The following is a 14,404-nucleotide window of genomic DNA, read 5'->3' as shown; positions in this document are numbered from 1 at the left end:
CACTATCCACAACGGACAGTGACGAGCGCCGCCGAATGGCGAAAATCCCTGGCGCAAGGGGAGGTTCAGGGCGCAAGGTATGCCTGCGTCGCCACCCCGGCGATGGGCCGACGTCGACAACAAGGAGAAGCCCGATCATGGACGTCTGGTTCACCGCTGACACCCACTTCGACCACCAGCTCGTGGCCGGCCTGCGCGGCTTCGAGACGCCGCCCGAGCACGACGCGTTCGTCGTCGAGCGGTGGAACGCCACCGTCCGGCCGGGCGACCAGGTGTGGCACCTGGGTGACGTCGGCATGGGCCGGCTGGCACGATTCGCCGACACGCTCCGGCAGCTGAACGGCGAGATCCACCTCATCACCGGCAACCACGACGAGCCGTGGCCCGGACTGCGCCAGGCACATCGGCACCAACGCGCGTGGCTGGAGCACTTCGCCACGGTGCAAGCGTTTGCGCGGCGCCGGATCGCGGGGCAGAACGTGTTGCTCAGCCATTTCCCGTACGAAGGTGACCACGTCGGCGAAGCCCGCGGGTCGCAGTACCGCCTGCCCGACGAGGGACTGTGGCTGCTGCACGGTCACGTCCACAGCGCGTGGCGCAAGCGGGGCCGGCAGCTGAACGTCGGGATGGACGTCAACGACCTTCGCCCTCTCCACCTCGACGCCGTCACCACCGAGTTGACCGAGCTCGGAAGTCCGGCCGAAACCAGCCTCTGAACAGCCAAGCCCTGCGGCCGACCTCTTGTTGCCACTCAGTGGCGACAAGACTCAGGGCACGCGACCGGTCAGGATCGTCACGCGAACCGGTTCGCGGAACGGCGCGTGGGGCTCGATCGCCGAACGGATGCGGTTCTCGAAGGCCGGCCGTTCGCCGCTGGGTGGCAACTCGTCCTCGCCCATGGCCGAGTAGACGCCGCCGATGATCTCGTCCGCGGTGAGGTCGCCGGTGTAGTCGATGGTGCGGACGCCGACGTCGTAGCCGGCGCCGACCAGCGCGGCGCGATAGCGGTCCTGGCTGGCGTCGTCCGTTCCGCAGGCCGCGGTGAGGGGCTGGCCGAACCAGTCGGACAGCACGGCGAGCAGCGCTCGAGACCAGTCGCTGTCCTGGCGCCACAGCGGCGAACCGTTGGTGACTACCGCGATGCCACCGCCCGGCCGGAGCATCGACTTCACGGCGGCGAACAGCGTCGCGTGGTCCATCCAGTGCAACGCCTGCCCGATGGTGACGGCGCCGAGCCCGTCGAGCAGGGAATTCAGCGCGGTGACGTCGGTGTCACCACCCAGGAGCCACGACGCGTTGGTCACGCCGGCGTCGGCCGCGGCGCGGCGGGCGCGCGAAAGCATGTCGGACGATGGGTCCATGCCCGCGACCGCGCGGACCCGCGCAGCCATCGGCACGGCGAGCTGTCCCGTGCCACACCCGAGGTCGAGGACCACGTCGTCCCCGGCCAGGGCGAACTCGGCGGCGATCGCATCGAACACCGCCGTCGGGTAACCGCGGCGGTAGCGGTGGTAGAACTCCGTGACTTCTCCGCTGAATCCCAGGCTCATGACTGGATCCTGGCTGCACTTCAGCGAGAAATCACGCGCGTTCGCTCACGGCCGAGGGATCAGAAGATGGGGAACTCCTTGCCGTGCTCGGCTTCCGGGCGCTTGCCGAAAATCCAGCGTTCGCTTTCCGCGATCGGGCGGTCGTTGATGCTCGCCTCGCGGCGGCGCATGAGGCCTTCGTCGCTGAACTCCCAGAGCTCGTTGCCGTAGCTGCGGAACCACTGACCCTCGGCGTTGTGCGACTCGTACTGAAACCGCACGCCGATGCGGTTGCCACGGAAGCCCCACAGTTCCTTGCGCAGCGCGTAGTCGAGCTCGCGCTCCCACTTCTGCGTCAGGAACTCGACGATCTCCGCGCGGCCGACGACGTACTGGTCGCGGTTTCGCCACACGGAGTCCTCGGTGTAGGCGAGGGAGACCTTCTCGGGGTCGCGCGTGTTCCAGGCGTCCTCGGCGGCCTGGACTTTCTGGCGGGCGGTGTTCTCGTCGAACGGCGGGAACGGCGGGCGCGGTGTCATGGCGTTCTCCTGCGCGGATCGCGGGAGAACGTGCGTTCTCCCTGGTGTCGGCTAGCATAGAGAACGTTGATTCTCCACACCAGAGGGACACGACGTGAACACCGCGGAAGCCACCGAACGGCTACTCGAGGCAGCCGAAGACCTGTTCTACGCCCAGGGCGTGCAGTCCGTGGGTATGGACGCCGTGCGCAGCCGCTCCGGCGTCTCACTCAAGCGGCTCTACCAGGTGTTTCCTTCAAAGGATGACCTCGTAGCCGCCTACTTGAACACGCGCGACGAACGCTGGCGCCGGTCGCTGCGCGAGTTCGTCGCCGTGCGGGGCGACGACCCGCTGGCCGTTTTCGACTGGCTGCACGACTGGTTCAGCGAGCCCGACTTCCGGGGCTGCGCGTTCGTGAACTCCTTCGGCGAGTTCGGGACGCTCGCGCCCGGCGTGGCCGCGGCCATCCACAACCACAAGGACGAAGTGCGGGCGTACCTGCGCCGGCTCGTCGCCGACGACGACCTCGCCGACCAGCTTTTCTCCCTCATGGAGGGGGCCACGGTGCTCGCCGCGATCAAGGGTGACCCCGGTGAGGCCGGCACGGCCCGCGCGGCCGCCGCGACGCTGTTGGCCGCGCAGCGCCGATCCGGCGGCCCTGTTGGCCGCGAGACGCTGATCCGGCAGCCGTGAATTCGCCGATGAGCGGCCGGCTGGGCCGTCGCCGCTGAACGGCGATCGGCGCGTTCGTCGACAAATCGCCACTCAATGGCGAGCCGTAGCTGTACCGCGCAGCCGATGGATGACCCCCGGCGATCTGCGCCGGCACGTCGAAATGGCAGCTCCGGAGCCTGTCGCCGATCAGCGGCAACAGAGCCATCGCCACCCAGGGGACAGACCCAAAAAGCGCCGCCCACCAGCGCCTAGCCACTGGACGGCAACAGACGAAAACCCGGGTCCGGTGGCGGGGAGCCTCCGCCACCGGACCCGTCTCGCCGCACCGTCCCAAAGCGGTGCGGGAAACCGGCCGCCCCCGGTCAGGTCAGGGGCGGCCGGAGCGTGGTCACCGCGCGTCGCACAGGTGGCGGGCGTAGGCGCTCGTCGTGAGGAAGCCCGGGAGCTTCTCGCCCAAGGCGGTCTCGGTGAAGATGGCGCGGGCGTCGTCGAGGCGGTGGCCGGCGGGCAGATCGGCGCGGACCGACTCGAACTCGTCGTCCAGGAACTCCACGGCAAGCTCGCGCGTCAACGCTGTGCCGTCCGCGAACTTCGTGCCGTTGCGGATCCACTGCCACACCTGGCACCGCGCGATCTCGGCCGTCGCGGCGTCTTCCATGAGGTTGTGGATCGCGGCGGCGCCCGTGCCGCGCAGCCAGGAGTCGATGTAGCGCAGGGCGACGTTGATGTTGGCGCGAACGCCGGCCTCGGTCACCTCGCCGCCGGCGGAGGCGACGTCGAGCAAGTCCGCGGCGGTGACGTCGACGTCCTCACGCAGGCGGCCCAGCTGGTTGGGCCAGCCGCCCAGCACGCTGTCGAAGACCTCGCGACAGACGGGGACCAGGCCGGGGTGCGCGACCCACGAGCCGTCGAATCCGTCGCCCGCCTCGCGTTCCTTGTCCTGGCGGACCTTCTCGAACGCAGTCGCGTTGGCGTCAGGATCCTTACTCGGGATGAAAGCTGCCATCCCGCCGATCGCGTGCGCGCCGCGGCGGTGGCACGTGCGGACCAGCAGTTCGGTGTAGGCACGCATGAAGGGGACCGTCATCGTGACCTGCGCGCGGTCCGGCAGCACGAAGTCGGCGCCGTGCTCGGAGAAGTTCTTGATGACGCTGAAGATGTAGTCCCAGCGCCCCGCGTTGAGGCCGGCAGCGTGCTCGCGCAGCTCGAAGAGGATCTCGTCCATTTCGAACGCCGCGGTGATCGTTTCGATCAGCACGGTCGCGCGGACCGTGCCCCGCGGGATACCGAGCTCCTGCTGCGCGAACAGGAAAACGTCGTTCCACAGGCGCGCCTCGAGGTGGTTCTCGAGCTTCGGCAGGTAGAAGTACGGGCCGCTGCCGCGCGCGATCAGCTGGCGCGCGTTGTGGAAGAAGTACAGCCCGAAGTCGACCAGGCTCGCCGACAGGGGGCGACCGTCGATGCGGATGTGCTTCTCCACCAGGTGCCAGCCGCGCGGGCGGGCGACGATCGTCGCCGGGTCGTCGCCGATCGTGTAGTGCTTGCCCGACTCGGTGGTGAAGTCGATGTTGCGGCGGATGGCGTCGAACAGGTTCAGCTGGCCGTCGACGATGTTGTGCCACGTCGGCGAAGTCGCGTCCTCGAAGTCGGCGAGCCAGACCTTCGCGCCGGAGTTCAGGGCGTTGACGGTCATCTTGCGGTCCGTCGGGCCGGTGATCTCGACGCGGCGATCCTCGAGACCGGGCGCCGGCGGCGCGATGCGCCAGCTGTCGTCGGCGCGGATGCGGCGTGTCTCGGGCAGGAAGTCCAGCTGCTCCTCCCCCGTCTTCACGCGCTCGCGACGGCGACGGCGCTCGTCGAGCAGCTCGCGGCGGCGGCCGGCGAAGGCGTTGTCGAGCTTGGCCACGAACTCCAGCGCGGCCGGGGTGAGGATCTCGGCGAACCGGTCACCGGCGGGACCGGTGATTTCGATGCGGTAGTTCAGCTTGTCGGCCATCTCGTACCTCCGCGAGGGAAAGAAGGGGTGCGGGCCGGCGACCGGGTCGCCGGCCCGCGGAAAACGTCAGTGGAACTGGTCTTCTTCGGTCGAACCCTTGAGCGCGGTGGTCGAGCTCTCCGGGTTCAGGGCCGTGGACACCAGGTCGAAGAAACCGGTGCCGACCTCGCGCTGGTGCTTGGTCGCGGTGTAGCCGCGCTCCTCGGAGGCGAACTCGCGCTCCTGCAGGCCGACGTAGGCGGTCATGCCTTCACGGGCGTAGCCGTGGGCCAGGTCGAACATCGAGTAGTTCAGCGCGTGGAAGCCGGCGAGGGTGATGAACTGGAACTTGTAGCCCATGGCGCCGAGCTCGCGCTGGAACCGCGCGATGGTGTCGTCGTCGAGGTGCTTCTTCCAGTTGAACGACGGCGAGCAGTTGTAGGCCAGCATCTGGTCCGGGTACTCGGCCTTGATCGCCTCGGCGTACTTGCGGGCGATCTCGAGGTCCGGAGTGGACGTCTCCATCCACAGCAGGTCGGCGTACTGCGCGTAGGCCAGACCGCGGTCGATGCAGGGCTCGATGCCGTTGTTGACCTCGTAGAAGCCCTCGGCGGTGCGACCGCCCGTCAGGTACTTCTGGTCGCGCTCGTCGACGTCGCTGGTCAGCAACGTCGCGGCCTGCGCGTCGGTGCGGGCGACGACGAGGGTCGGCACGTTCAGCACGTCCGCGGCCAGACGGGCGGCGTTGAGCGTGCGCTCGTGCTGCTTGGTCGGGATCAGCACCTTGCCGCCGAGGTGGCCACACTTCTTCTCGGACGCGAGCTGGTCCTCCCAGTGCACACCCGCGGCGCCGGCGGCGACCATGCCCTTCATCAACTCGAACGCGTTCAGCGGGCCACCGAAGCCCGCCTCGGCGTCGGCGACGATCGGCGCGAACCAGTCGATGTCAGTGTTGCCCTCGGCCCAGTTGATCTGGTCGGCGCGGCCCAGCGCGTTGTTGATGCGGCGGACGACGGCCGGGACCGAGTTGGCCGGGTAGAGGCTCTGGTCCGGATAGGTCTGGCCGGCCAGGTTGGCGTCGGCCGCAACCTGCCAGCCGGACAGGTAGATCGCCTTGAGGCCTGCGCGAACCTGCTGCACGGCCTGGTTGCCGGTGAGAGCGCCCAGCGAGTGGACGTAGTCCTCGGTGCGCAGGAGCTCCCACAGCCGCTCCGCACCGCGACGGGCAAGCGTGTGCTCTTCGACGACGGAGCCACGCAGCTTCACCACGTCGGCGGCGGAGTAGGTCCGCTGGACGCCCGCCCAGCGGGGGTCGGTCTTCCACTGCTCGGCCAGCTCGGCCGCCGCCTGGTCGAGCTGCTTGGCCTGCTCGGTCATCGGACTCTCCCGTGTTGCGAAGTTTGCGATTGCTCGCCTTGCCTGGTTACGACCCTGACACGAGCACGAAAAGGCGGTCCATAGCTCCAATTTGCCAATTTATGTGAAGGATGCGTAGCATCTTGCAAAGCTTGCGAATCACTGGTTGGCAAGTCGGGTGAAAATCCACGGCCTTGATCGTTCACGTAATCGTTCAGGGCCGGAAACCTTCCGGCCGATCGGAGGAGCGATGGACAAAACTTTCGCCGGGGCGCGGCTACGGCATCTGCGTGAGAGCCGTTCCATGAGCCAGGCCGACCTCGCTCGTGTGCTCGAGATCTCACCCAGCTACCTGAATCAGATCGAGCACAACTCACGGCCGCTGACCGTGCCGGTGCTGCTGCGGATCACGCAGGCGTTCGGCGTCGACACGGAGTTCTTCGCCAACAACGACACGTCTCGCCTGGTCGCGGACGTGAAGGAGGCGCTGCTCGACGAGGTCGTCGGTGTCGAGGTGACCACGAGCGAGCTCAACGAGCTGGCCTCCAACCTGCCTTCGATCGCCCAGGCGCTGGTGAAGCTGCACCGCAGCTACCGCAACGCTGTGGAGACCACGGTCGTGCTGACCACGGAAAACGGCCTCGGCCTGCACGGCAGCGCCGCGGCACCGTTGCCGCATGAAGAGGTGCGCGACTTCTTCTACGAACGGGAGAACTACGTCGCGGAGCTCGACGAGCGCGCCGAACGCATGGCCGCGGAGATCCCGTTGCGCCGAGGCTCGGCGCTGACGTCGCTGAAGGATCGCCTCTGGCAGCGCTACGGCGTGGAGGTGACGAGCGAAGGACTGAACGAAGCCGCAGGTCAGCAGCACCGCTACGAGCCGGCGACGCGCGTGCTGCGGCTCGCGCCGAGCTTGCGCGTGGGGCAACAGGCGTTCCGGATGGCTTCGCAGATCGCGTTGCTGGAGTACGACGACCTGATCACCGAGCTGGCCGACTCATGGGCGTTCTCGGGGCCGACCGCGCGGACACTTGCGCGCGTGGGCCTGGCGAACTACTTCGCCGGCGCGCTGATCCTGCCGTATGGCCCTTTTCTGACCACGGCGGAGAAGTTCCGCTACGACATCGAGCGGCTGTGCGACCACTTCGGCGTCGGCTTCGAGACGGTGTGCCACCGCCTGTCGACGCTTCAGCGGCCGAAGCAGCGGGGCATCCCGTTCTCGTTCGTGCGCGTGGACCGGGCGGGGAACATGTCGAAACGCCAGTCGGCCGCGGGGTTCCACTTCTCGCGCGTGGGTGGCGCGTGTCCGCTGTGGAACATCTACGAGGCGTTCGGCTCGCCTGGCAAGATCCTGACACAGATCGCGGCCCTGCCCGACGGCAAACGCTACTTCTGGGTCGCGCGCACGGTCTCGCGCAACATCGGCGGCTTCGGCAGCCCGGGCAAGACGTTCACCGTCGGACTCGGCTGCGAACTCCGTCACGCGGGACGGCTCGTCTACTCCACCGGCCTCGACCTGGACGAGCCGGCCGCGGCGACGCCGATCGGGATGGGCTGCAAAGTCTGTGAACGCCCGGCTTGCTCGCAGCGCGCGTTCCCGGCGATCGGCAAGCCGCTGACGGTCGACGAGAACACCAGCACGTTCGTCCCGTACCCGGCGGTGCCGAAGAGTTCATGAGCTGTGGAGGCGAATGTAGGTGTTGGACGCCGGCAGGTAGGCGAGCCCGAGGCCGATCAGTGACAACACGCTGAGCATGAGCCACCACCGAATACACCAACACCAGGCACCAAGGGGGCGGCGAGCAATCCGACGCCACCGGACGCCGGCGGCTGTGCGCCCATGGCCGGCAACACCGCGGTCTTGCCCATGAAGAAGGCGGCAGTCAGCGCGACCGAGACCGGCCGGTCAGGCTCGTCCGAAACGATCATGACTGCGCAAATTAGGCCGTTCCCACAACACGTGGTGACGGCTGACCGCCAGCTGCCGCCCGCACCGCCTCGGACGTCGCGATGAGCGGGAAGTAGATTCAACGATCGTGCAACGGATCGATACCGTCAGTGCCCAGATGGTGGAACAGGCCGCTGAGCGGCTCACGGGTGTGGTCACCCGGACGCCGCTCGAGCCGAACGCCCGGCTGTCGTCCCGCGTCGACGCGCGGGTGTGGCTCAAGCGGGAGGACCAGCAAACGGTCCGCTCGTACAAGATTCGCGGCGCCTACAACTTCATCGTCCAGCTCGACGAGGCCACGCGCTCGCGCGGCGTCGTGTGTGCGAGCGCCGGTAACCACGCGCAGGGTGTGGCGTACGCGTGTCGCCGCTTGGGGGCCAACGGCCGCGTGTACGTGCCGGGCACCACGCCGCGGCAGAAGCGCGAGCGCATCGCGACGCTGGGCGGTGCGCACATCGAGGTGATCGTCGTCGGCGAGACGTACGAAGACGCGTTCGCCGCCGCCAACGACGACGCCCAGCGCACGGGCGCGACGCTCGTGCCCGCGTTCGACGACCCTCGCACCGTCGCCGGCCAGGGCACGGTGGCGCTGGAGGTCGTCGAGCAGCTCGGCTTCGTGCCGGACGTGCTCGTGGTGCCCGTCGGAGGCGGCGGCCTGCTGGCCGGCATCGCGACCTGGGTGCGCGAGCGGCACCCGGAGATCCGCGTCGTGGGCGTCGAGCCAGCCGGCGCGATGTGCATGGCCGCGGCGCTGGAGGCCGGCAAGCCGGTGCGGATCGACGCGGTGGACTCGTTCGTGGACGGCGCCGCGGTCCGTGAGGCCGGCGGCGTGACCTACCCACTCGTGCGCGACAGCGGCGCCGAGCTCACCTCCGTGCCCGAGGGCGCCGTGTGCACGGAGATGCTGGCCATGTACCAGGCCGACGGCGTGATCGCCGAGCCCGCGGGCGCGCTGGCGTCGGCCGCACTCGGGACCACGGTCCTGGTCGAACCCGAGCAGACGGTGGTGTGCATTGTCTCGGGCGGCAACAACGACGTCAGCCGCTACAGCGAAATCCTCGAGCGCTCGCTGATGCACGAAGGGCTGAAGCACTACTTCCTCGTCAGCTTCCCCCAGGAGCCGGGCGCGCTGCGGCGCTTCCTCGACGAGATCCTCGGACCGGAGGACGACGTCGCGCGCTTCGAGTACGTGAAGCGCAACAACCGCGAGCTCGGGCCGGCGCTGATCGGCATCGAGATCCCGCGGCCGGCCGAGCTGCCCGGCCTGCTCAAGCGGCTGGAGGCGAGCCCGCTGCAGGTCGAGCAGGTGGAGCCGGGGAGCCCGCTGTTCCATTTCTTACTGTGACGTTTCCGCTGGTCAGAAGCATTCGCCACTGAACGGCAACGGGATTCAGTCGAGTTCTGCGCTGCCCTCGCGATAGATCTTGGCGGAAGCGATGCGGCCGTTTCGAAGGCGGTGGAAGCCGGCGATCGGGAACGTGTGCTCCGCTCCGCCGTGGGTGAGTCGCTCGGTCAGCTGGGCGGCCATGCGGTCGCCGTCGATCAGGATCTCGTCGATGGTCAGGGTCGGCAGGAGCTGGGTCATGGCGTTCTCGAAAAGGTCGGCCAGCTCGGCGCGGCCACGGGCAACCGTCGTGCCCGTGATCCAGACGGCATCGTCGGTGAAACCCGCGAGCAGAGTGGTGAGGTCGCGGTTGTTGAACGCGGCCACGTGACGCCGCAGGATCTCGCTCACGAGGTGAGGTTATCCGCGGCGTCACGTGGTTTCGCCGTTCAGCGGCTACGCCTTCGGAGCCGGGATCGGCTCGCCGGGGCAGGACTGCGTGGTCGTCTGGCCGGTGTCGAAGAACGTCACGGCCGCGGCGGCGCAGGGCAGGCTCGAGAGCGAGCCGTGGGCGTCGTCTTCGACGGTCATGAGGGAGCCGCCGATTTGCCGTTGCATGGCGAGGGCCCAGCCGATGGGCGTGACCGGCTCGAAGGCGTGGCCGACGAGCTGCAGAGGGCTCTTGCCGGCGCTGAACTGCCACTGCGTCGCGGGCACTGGCCAGCCGACGCACATCTGCTCGTAGACGCCGAACGAGCCGGCGACCGGGTTGGCCTTGATGCGGTCGAGGCGGTGCTGCCAGACCGTGTCGAAGTCGCGGGGGCTGGGTGATTCGTTGCAGAGCAGTGCGTTCTGCTGGAAGAAGTTGCCACCGGTCCGTTCGGTGTCCCAGCCGAAGCCGGTTTTCGGCGAGGCCGCGGCGTCGGGCTGTGCTGCCGGAGCGCCGCCGTCGCGGATGGCGGAGAGCTGGCCGGCGGCCTCCACCCACTGGCGGCGCGGGTAGGCGAAGAACTGGTTGACGGTTTCGCCGTTGAGCGGCGAACCGTCGGGGCCGGTGCGCGGGTGCGCGGCGAGTTCGGCGCGCAGGTCGAGCAAAGCCTTCTCGACCTGGGGTTCGATGCCGCCGAAGTGGTAGACGGAGTCGTAGCGCGCGACCCACGCGGCGAACTCGCGGAACGTGTTCTCTCCCGCGGCGGCCTGGTCGTCGTCCATCGTCGTGACGCTCAGCTCGGGCGGCATGACGGAGTCGAGCAGCATCTTGTCGACGTGGCTGTCGAAGAGCGTCCGGTACTCGGCGCCGAGGGCCGTGCCCCAGGAGACGCCGTAGTAACCGATCTTCTGTTCGCCCAGCGCTTCGCGGATGCGGTCGACGTCGCGGGAGATGTTGGGCGTGGTGAACGACTTCACGAGCGCGGGGTCCTTCGCGAAGCACGCCGCGTTGGCCGCGGCCTTGTGGTCGGCGAGGAACCGCGCCTGGTCCTTTTCGGACAACGACGGGTCGGGCTGGGCGTCGTCGTCGTCGCACTGGAGGCTCGCGCTGTAGTCGACGCCGCGCGGGTCGAAGCCGATGAGGTCGTGGTGCTCCAGCAGGCCGGACGCCTTGCTCTCCGACATCGTGAGCGGCATCTTCATGCCCGATTGGCCGGGGCCGCCGGGGTTGAACACGATCGCGCCCGTGCGCGTGCCCGTCGCGCGGATTCGGCTGACGGCGATGTCGATCGTGCGGCCGCCGGGGTCGGAGTAGTCGAGAGGCACGGTCACCAGCGCGCACTCGGTGCGCTGGTCGTCGGCGTCCCAGCCCTTCGCGATGGACACGCAGGGTTTCCAGTCGAGCCCTTGCGCGGACGCGAGCGCCGGCACGAGGGGGACCATCGCGACGGCCGCGACAACCGGGACGAGTAAACGGAACTTCGGCATGTTGATGATCATCGGACCCGCGCGCGATGACCCGGATCAGCCGATCGGCTGATGTGCGTCACCGATGAGCCGAGATCAGTCCGTAGTGGACTGTCGTGCGTCAGGAACCTGTCACGTCCGGCAGGCCGACGAACATCGTCCGGTGCAGATCACCGACGTGGGCGCGGGTCATGATCGCCGCCTCGTCGGGATTGCGCGTGGCGATCGCGCGGACGAGCACCTCGTGCTCCCGGTTGGACGCCCGCAGCGCCGACATCCGGTACGGCAGGTAGAAGCGGTACAGCTCCCGCAGCACGAGTTCGTACTGCCTCGACGCCGCCGCCGGCGCGCCCGAGGCGGCCACGGCGAGGTGGAACTCGGCGTCGAGCTCGTGGAACTCGGCCCACCCGGCGGCGTCGTCCATGCGGCGGACGAGGTCACGCAGCCGGTCGACGTCCTCGTCGGTTCGCCGCGTGGCGACGAGCTGGACGAGCCCCGCCTCGATAACGAGCCGGTGGTCGATCAGGTCGTGGACCTCGTCCGCCGACTCGCGGTACGCGTTCACCGCCCCGACCCGGCCCGCCGGCGCGTCGGGGGCGACGCTCGTGCCGCCGTTGCGGCCGCGGCGGCGCACCAGCACGCCGTCTTCACACAAGGACACCAGCGCCCGGCGCACGGTGATGTCGCCGACGCCCAGCGCACGCGCGATTTCGCCGTTGGGCGGCAACCGCTCCCCCGGGCCCAGCAGGCCCAGCTCGATCGCGAGGGCGATGCGGGCCCGCACCGTCTCGAGCGCGGACAGGCGCCGGATGCCCGTCAGCGCCGGTGAACCCAGGTCGGCAGCCATGCGGAGACCATACCCAACAAAACATCTCAAAGTGAACACTATTGTTTAAGTGAGCAAGATGGACTATTTTTCGGCGCATGCCCCGCCCCCTGCCGATCGCGCTGGCACAGTTGCCACCGCGGCCGTACACCGAGTCCGTCGTGGCATTCGCGGAGCAGGTCGGGACCGTGCTGGCCGAGCACCCCGGAACCCGCCTCGTCGCCTTTCCCGAACTGCACCTCTGCGGTGTCGAAGGGACCGCTGACGAACGCGCCGAGCAGCTCAACGCCGCCGCGCAGCCCCTCGACGGCCCGCGAACCCGCGACCTGGCCCAGCTGGCCGGCGACCTCGGCGTGTGGCTTTCGCCGGGCAGCGTCTGCGAACGCGGCGAGCACGGCGAGCTGTTCAACACCGCCCTCGTCTTCTCCCCTGAAGGCGAGCTGTCCGGCAGCTACCGCAAGGTGTTCCCGTGGCGGCCGTATGAGCCTTATGACCCGGGTGACCGTTTCGTGGTCGCCGATCTCGCCGATGAGGGGCGAATCGGCTTCTCGATCTGCTACGACGCCTGGTTCCCCGAGGTCACGCGCCACCTCGCGTGGCTCGGCGCGGAGCTCGTGCTCAACCCGGTGCAGACCACCACTCCCGACCGCGCGCAGGAGCTCGTGCTCGCGCGCGCCAACGCGATCACCAACCAGGTTTTCGTGGCGAGCGTGAATACGGCCGGGCCCATCGGGGTAGGAGACAGCATCCTGGTGGACCCCGAGGGCACCGTGCTCGGCGAGCTGCCGGGCGCCGCGTCCGGCGTGCTCGCGAGCACGGTCGACCTGGACGAGGTCGCCCGCGTCCGTCGCGAAGGGACCGCCGGCGTCAACCGGATGTGGGACCAGTTCACGCCGGGTGACAAACCGCTGGAACTCCCCCTGTACGGGGGCCGCATCGAGCCGGACCGGTGGCGTCCGCGAGGAGAAGGAGCCCGATGAGCACCACGAAGGTGACCCCCGGAGCCAAGCTCGAACGACGGCTCGGGCTGCCCGGCGTCGTCCTTTTCGGACTCGCGTACATGGCGCCGCTGATCGTGCTGGGCACGTTCGGCGTCGTGGCGACGACGACCGCGGGCACGGTGCCATCGGCGTACGTCGTGGCGCTGGTCGCGATGCTGTTCACGGCCGCGAGCTACGGCAAGATGGCCGCGACGCACCCCGTCGCCGGCTCCGCTTACACCTACGTGCGCAAGGCCATCGACTCCCGGCTCGGCTTCCTCGTCGGCTGGGCGGTGCTGCTCGACTACTTCTTCCTGCCGATGGTGATCTGGCTGATCGGCGGCGCCTACCTGTCGGCGCAGTTCCCGGACGTGCCGAGCTGGCTGTGGCTGATCGCGTTCATCGTGCTGACGTCGCTGCTCAACGTGCTGGGCATCAAGATCGCCGAGAAGGCCAACTTCGTCCTCATGGCCTTCCAGGTACTCGTGATCGTGTTCTTCGTGGTGCTTTCGCTCAAGCAGGTGCTCGCCGATGGCCACTCAGTGGCGAGCGGTGACCCGTTCTTCCACCCGGGCAGCACGTTCGGCACGATCTCGGGCGGCGCCGCGGTGGCGGCGTACTCGTTCCTGGGCTTCGACGCCGTGACGACGTTGACCGAGGAAGCCGTGGAGCCGAAGCGGACGATCCCGCGCGCGATCCTGCTGACGGCCCTCATCGGCGGCGGCGTGTTCATCGTGCTCGCGTACGTCACCCAGCTCGTGCACCCGGGTTTCGTGTTCGACGACGAGTCGTCGGCCGCGTTCGAGATCGCGCGCCACATCGGTGGCTCGCTGTTCGGGGCGTTGTTCCTGGCGGGGCTGGTGGTGGCGCAGTTCGCGTCGGGCATCGCCGCGCAGGCGAGCGCGTCGCGGCTGATGTTCGCGATGGGCCGCGACGGGGTGCTGCCGCGGATCTTCGGCCGGTTGCAGCCGAAGCTGAACACGCCGGCGTTCGCGATCGGGCTGACGGGCATCGTCGGGCTGGTCGCGCTGGCGCTGGACGTGACCACGTCGACGTCGTTCATCAACTTCGGCGCGTTCACGGCCTTCACGATGGTCAACGTGAGTGTGATCGCGACCTGGATCCGCACGCGGCACACGACTTCGCGCAACGTGCTGACGTGGCTGGTCGCTCCCGCGATCGGCGCAGTGGTGGACCTGTGGCTGCTGGTGAACCTCGACGGGCTCGCCCTGACCTTCGGCCTGGTGTGGCTGGGGATCGGGATCGTCTACCTGGTCGTGCTGACGCGTGGGTTCCGCCGGCCGCCGCCGGAGATGTCGTTCGAGGAGTGACGGGTTGTCGCCGCTGGATGGCCAAGTTGCCGTTCAGCGGCGACA

General features: G+C 68.7%; 13 protein-coding genes. 6 read left to right on the top strand and 7 right to left on the bottom strand.

The window, feature by feature from the left end:
• Positions 1–137: 137 nt before the first annotated feature.
• Positions 138–716, top strand: a complete 579-nt coding sequence (locus AB0H62_RS38950; RefSeq protein WP_220237573.1) for a metallophosphoesterase family protein — start codon at positions 138–140, stop codon at positions 714–716.
• A gap of 51 nt (positions 717–767) precedes the next feature.
• Here the strand turns inward: AB0H62_RS38950 and AB0H62_RS38945 are convergent, their stop codons facing one another.
• Both AB0H62_RS38945 and AB0H62_RS38940 read right to left on the bottom strand, forming a co-directional pair.
• Positions 768–1,550: a class I SAM-dependent methyltransferase gene (locus AB0H62_RS38945; protein WP_220237572.1), complete on the bottom strand. Its 783-nt coding sequence runs from the start codon at positions 1,548–1,550 to the stop codon at positions 768–770.
• Positions 1,551–1,609: 59 nt separating this feature from the next.
• The gene (locus AB0H62_RS38940) at positions 1,610–2,068 is read right to left on the bottom strand and encodes a nuclear transport factor 2 family protein (protein WP_220237571.1); all 459 of its coding nucleotides are present in this window, start codon (positions 2,066–2,068) and stop codon (positions 1,610–1,612) included.
• A gap of 94 nt (positions 2,069–2,162) precedes the next feature.
• Here AB0H62_RS38940 and AB0H62_RS38935 point away from each other — a divergent pair, with 94 nt between their 5' ends.
• On the top strand, positions 2,163–2,741 hold the full coding sequence (locus AB0H62_RS38935; protein ID WP_220237570.1) for a TetR/AcrR family transcriptional regulator: 579 nt from the start codon (positions 2,163–2,165) through the stop codon (positions 2,739–2,741).
• A gap of 370 nt (positions 2,742–3,111) precedes the next feature.
• Here the strand turns inward: AB0H62_RS38935 and aceB are convergent, their stop codons facing one another.
• Complete coding sequence (aceB, locus tag AB0H62_RS38930) at positions 3,112–4,719, bottom strand: malate synthase A (RefSeq protein WP_220237569.1); 1,608 nt, start codon at positions 4,717–4,719, stop codon at positions 3,112–3,114.
• Positions 4,720–4,785: 66 nt separating this feature from the next.
• A complete protein-coding gene (gene aceA / locus AB0H62_RS38925; RefSeq protein ID WP_220237568.1) occupies positions 4,786–6,075 on the bottom strand; it encodes an isocitrate lyase in 1,290 nt (429 codons plus the stop codon).
• A gap of 229 nt (positions 6,076–6,304) precedes the next feature.
• Here aceA and AB0H62_RS38920 point away from each other — a divergent pair, with 229 nt between their 5' ends.
• A complete protein-coding gene (locus tag AB0H62_RS38920; protein WP_360591680.1) occupies positions 6,305–7,732 on the top strand; it encodes a short-chain fatty acyl-CoA regulator family protein in 1,428 nt (475 codons plus the stop codon).
• A gap of 358 nt (positions 7,733–8,090) precedes the next feature.
• Positions 8,091–9,347 (top strand): threonine ammonia-lyase IlvA, encoded by a 1,257-nt coding sequence (ilvA, locus tag AB0H62_RS38915; RefSeq protein ID WP_354880368.1) that lies wholly within the window; start codon positions 8,091–8,093, stop codon positions 9,345–9,347.
• Between the two features lie 45 nt (positions 9,348–9,392).
• Here the strand turns inward: ilvA and AB0H62_RS38910 are convergent, their stop codons facing one another.
• From AB0H62_RS38910 to AB0H62_RS38900, 3 genes are all read right to left on the bottom strand, one after another.
• Positions 9,393–9,737: a nuclear transport factor 2 family protein gene (locus AB0H62_RS38910; RefSeq protein ID WP_360591677.1), complete on the bottom strand. Its 345-nt coding sequence runs from the start codon at positions 9,735–9,737 to the stop codon at positions 9,393–9,395.
• Between the two features lie 45 nt (positions 9,738–9,782).
• Positions 9,783–11,243 carry an alpha/beta fold hydrolase gene (locus AB0H62_RS38905; protein WP_360591675.1) on the bottom strand — a complete coding sequence of 487 codons (1,461 nt, stop codon included), beginning with the start codon at positions 11,241–11,243 and terminating at the stop codon, positions 9,783–9,785.
• A 100-nt stretch (positions 11,244–11,343) separates the two neighbouring features.
• A complete protein-coding gene (locus AB0H62_RS38900; protein ID WP_360591673.1) occupies positions 11,344–12,069 on the bottom strand; it encodes an FCD domain-containing protein in 726 nt (241 codons plus the stop codon).
• Positions 12,070–12,146: 77 nt separating this feature from the next.
• Between AB0H62_RS38900 and AB0H62_RS38895 the strand changes: the two genes are divergently transcribed.
• A complete protein-coding gene (locus AB0H62_RS38895) occupies positions 12,147–13,028 on the top strand; it encodes a carbon-nitrogen hydrolase family protein (RefSeq protein ID WP_360591671.1) in 882 nt (293 codons plus the stop codon).
• Positions 13,025–14,359, top strand: a complete 1,335-nt coding sequence (locus AB0H62_RS38890) for an APC family permease (RefSeq protein ID WP_360591669.1) — start codon at positions 13,025–13,027, stop codon at positions 14,357–14,359. The genes AB0H62_RS38895 and AB0H62_RS38890 overlap by 4 nt, the downstream gene beginning before the upstream one ends.
• Positions 14,360–14,404: the final 45 nt, after the last annotated feature.

The organism is Amycolatopsis sp. NPDC050768, from assembly GCF_040654155.1.
Taxonomy (GTDB): domain Bacteria; phylum Actinomycetota; class Actinomycetes; order Mycobacteriales; family Pseudonocardiaceae; genus Amycolatopsis.
This window is presented reverse-complemented; position numbering and strand designations above follow the sequence as displayed.

What these genes read in the sequence shown, in the direction of transcription:
- aceA (WP_220237568.1), bottom strand. Translation starts at nt 6,075, where the DNA reads ATGACCGAGCAGGCCAAGCAGCTCGACCAGGCGGCGGCCGAGCTGGCC.
- AB0H62_RS38900 (WP_360591673.1), bottom strand. Translation starts at nt 12,069, where the DNA reads ATGGCTGCCGACCTGGGTTCACCGGCGCTGACGGGCATCCGGCGCCTG.
- AB0H62_RS38905 (WP_360591675.1), bottom strand. Translation starts at nt 11,243, where the DNA reads ATGCCGAAGTTCCGTTTACTCGTCCCGGTTGTCGCGGCCGTCGCGATG.
- AB0H62_RS38945 (WP_220237572.1), bottom strand. Translation starts at nt 1,550, where the DNA reads ATGAGCCTGGGATTCAGCGGAGAAGTCACGGAGTTCTACCACCGCTAC.
- AB0H62_RS38920 (WP_360591680.1), top strand. Translation starts at nt 6,305, where the DNA reads ATGGACAAAACTTTCGCCGGGGCGCGGCTACGGCATCTGCGTGAGAGC.
- AB0H62_RS38940 (WP_220237571.1), bottom strand. Translation starts at nt 2,068, where the DNA reads ATGACACCGCGCCCGCCGTTCCCGCCGTTCGACGAGAACACCGCCCGC.
- AB0H62_RS38890 (WP_360591669.1), top strand. Translation starts at nt 13,025, where the DNA reads ATGAGCACCACGAAGGTGACCCCCGGAGCCAAGCTCGAACGACGGCTC.
- AB0H62_RS38950 (WP_220237573.1), top strand. Translation starts at nt 138, where the DNA reads ATGGACGTCTGGTTCACCGCTGACACCCACTTCGACCACCAGCTCGTG.
- aceB (WP_220237569.1), bottom strand. Translation starts at nt 4,719, where the DNA reads ATGGCCGACAAGCTGAACTACCGCATCGAAATCACCGGTCCCGCCGGT.
- AB0H62_RS38895 (WP_360591671.1), top strand. Translation starts at nt 12,147, where the DNA reads ATGCCCCGCCCCCTGCCGATCGCGCTGGCACAGTTGCCACCGCGGCCG.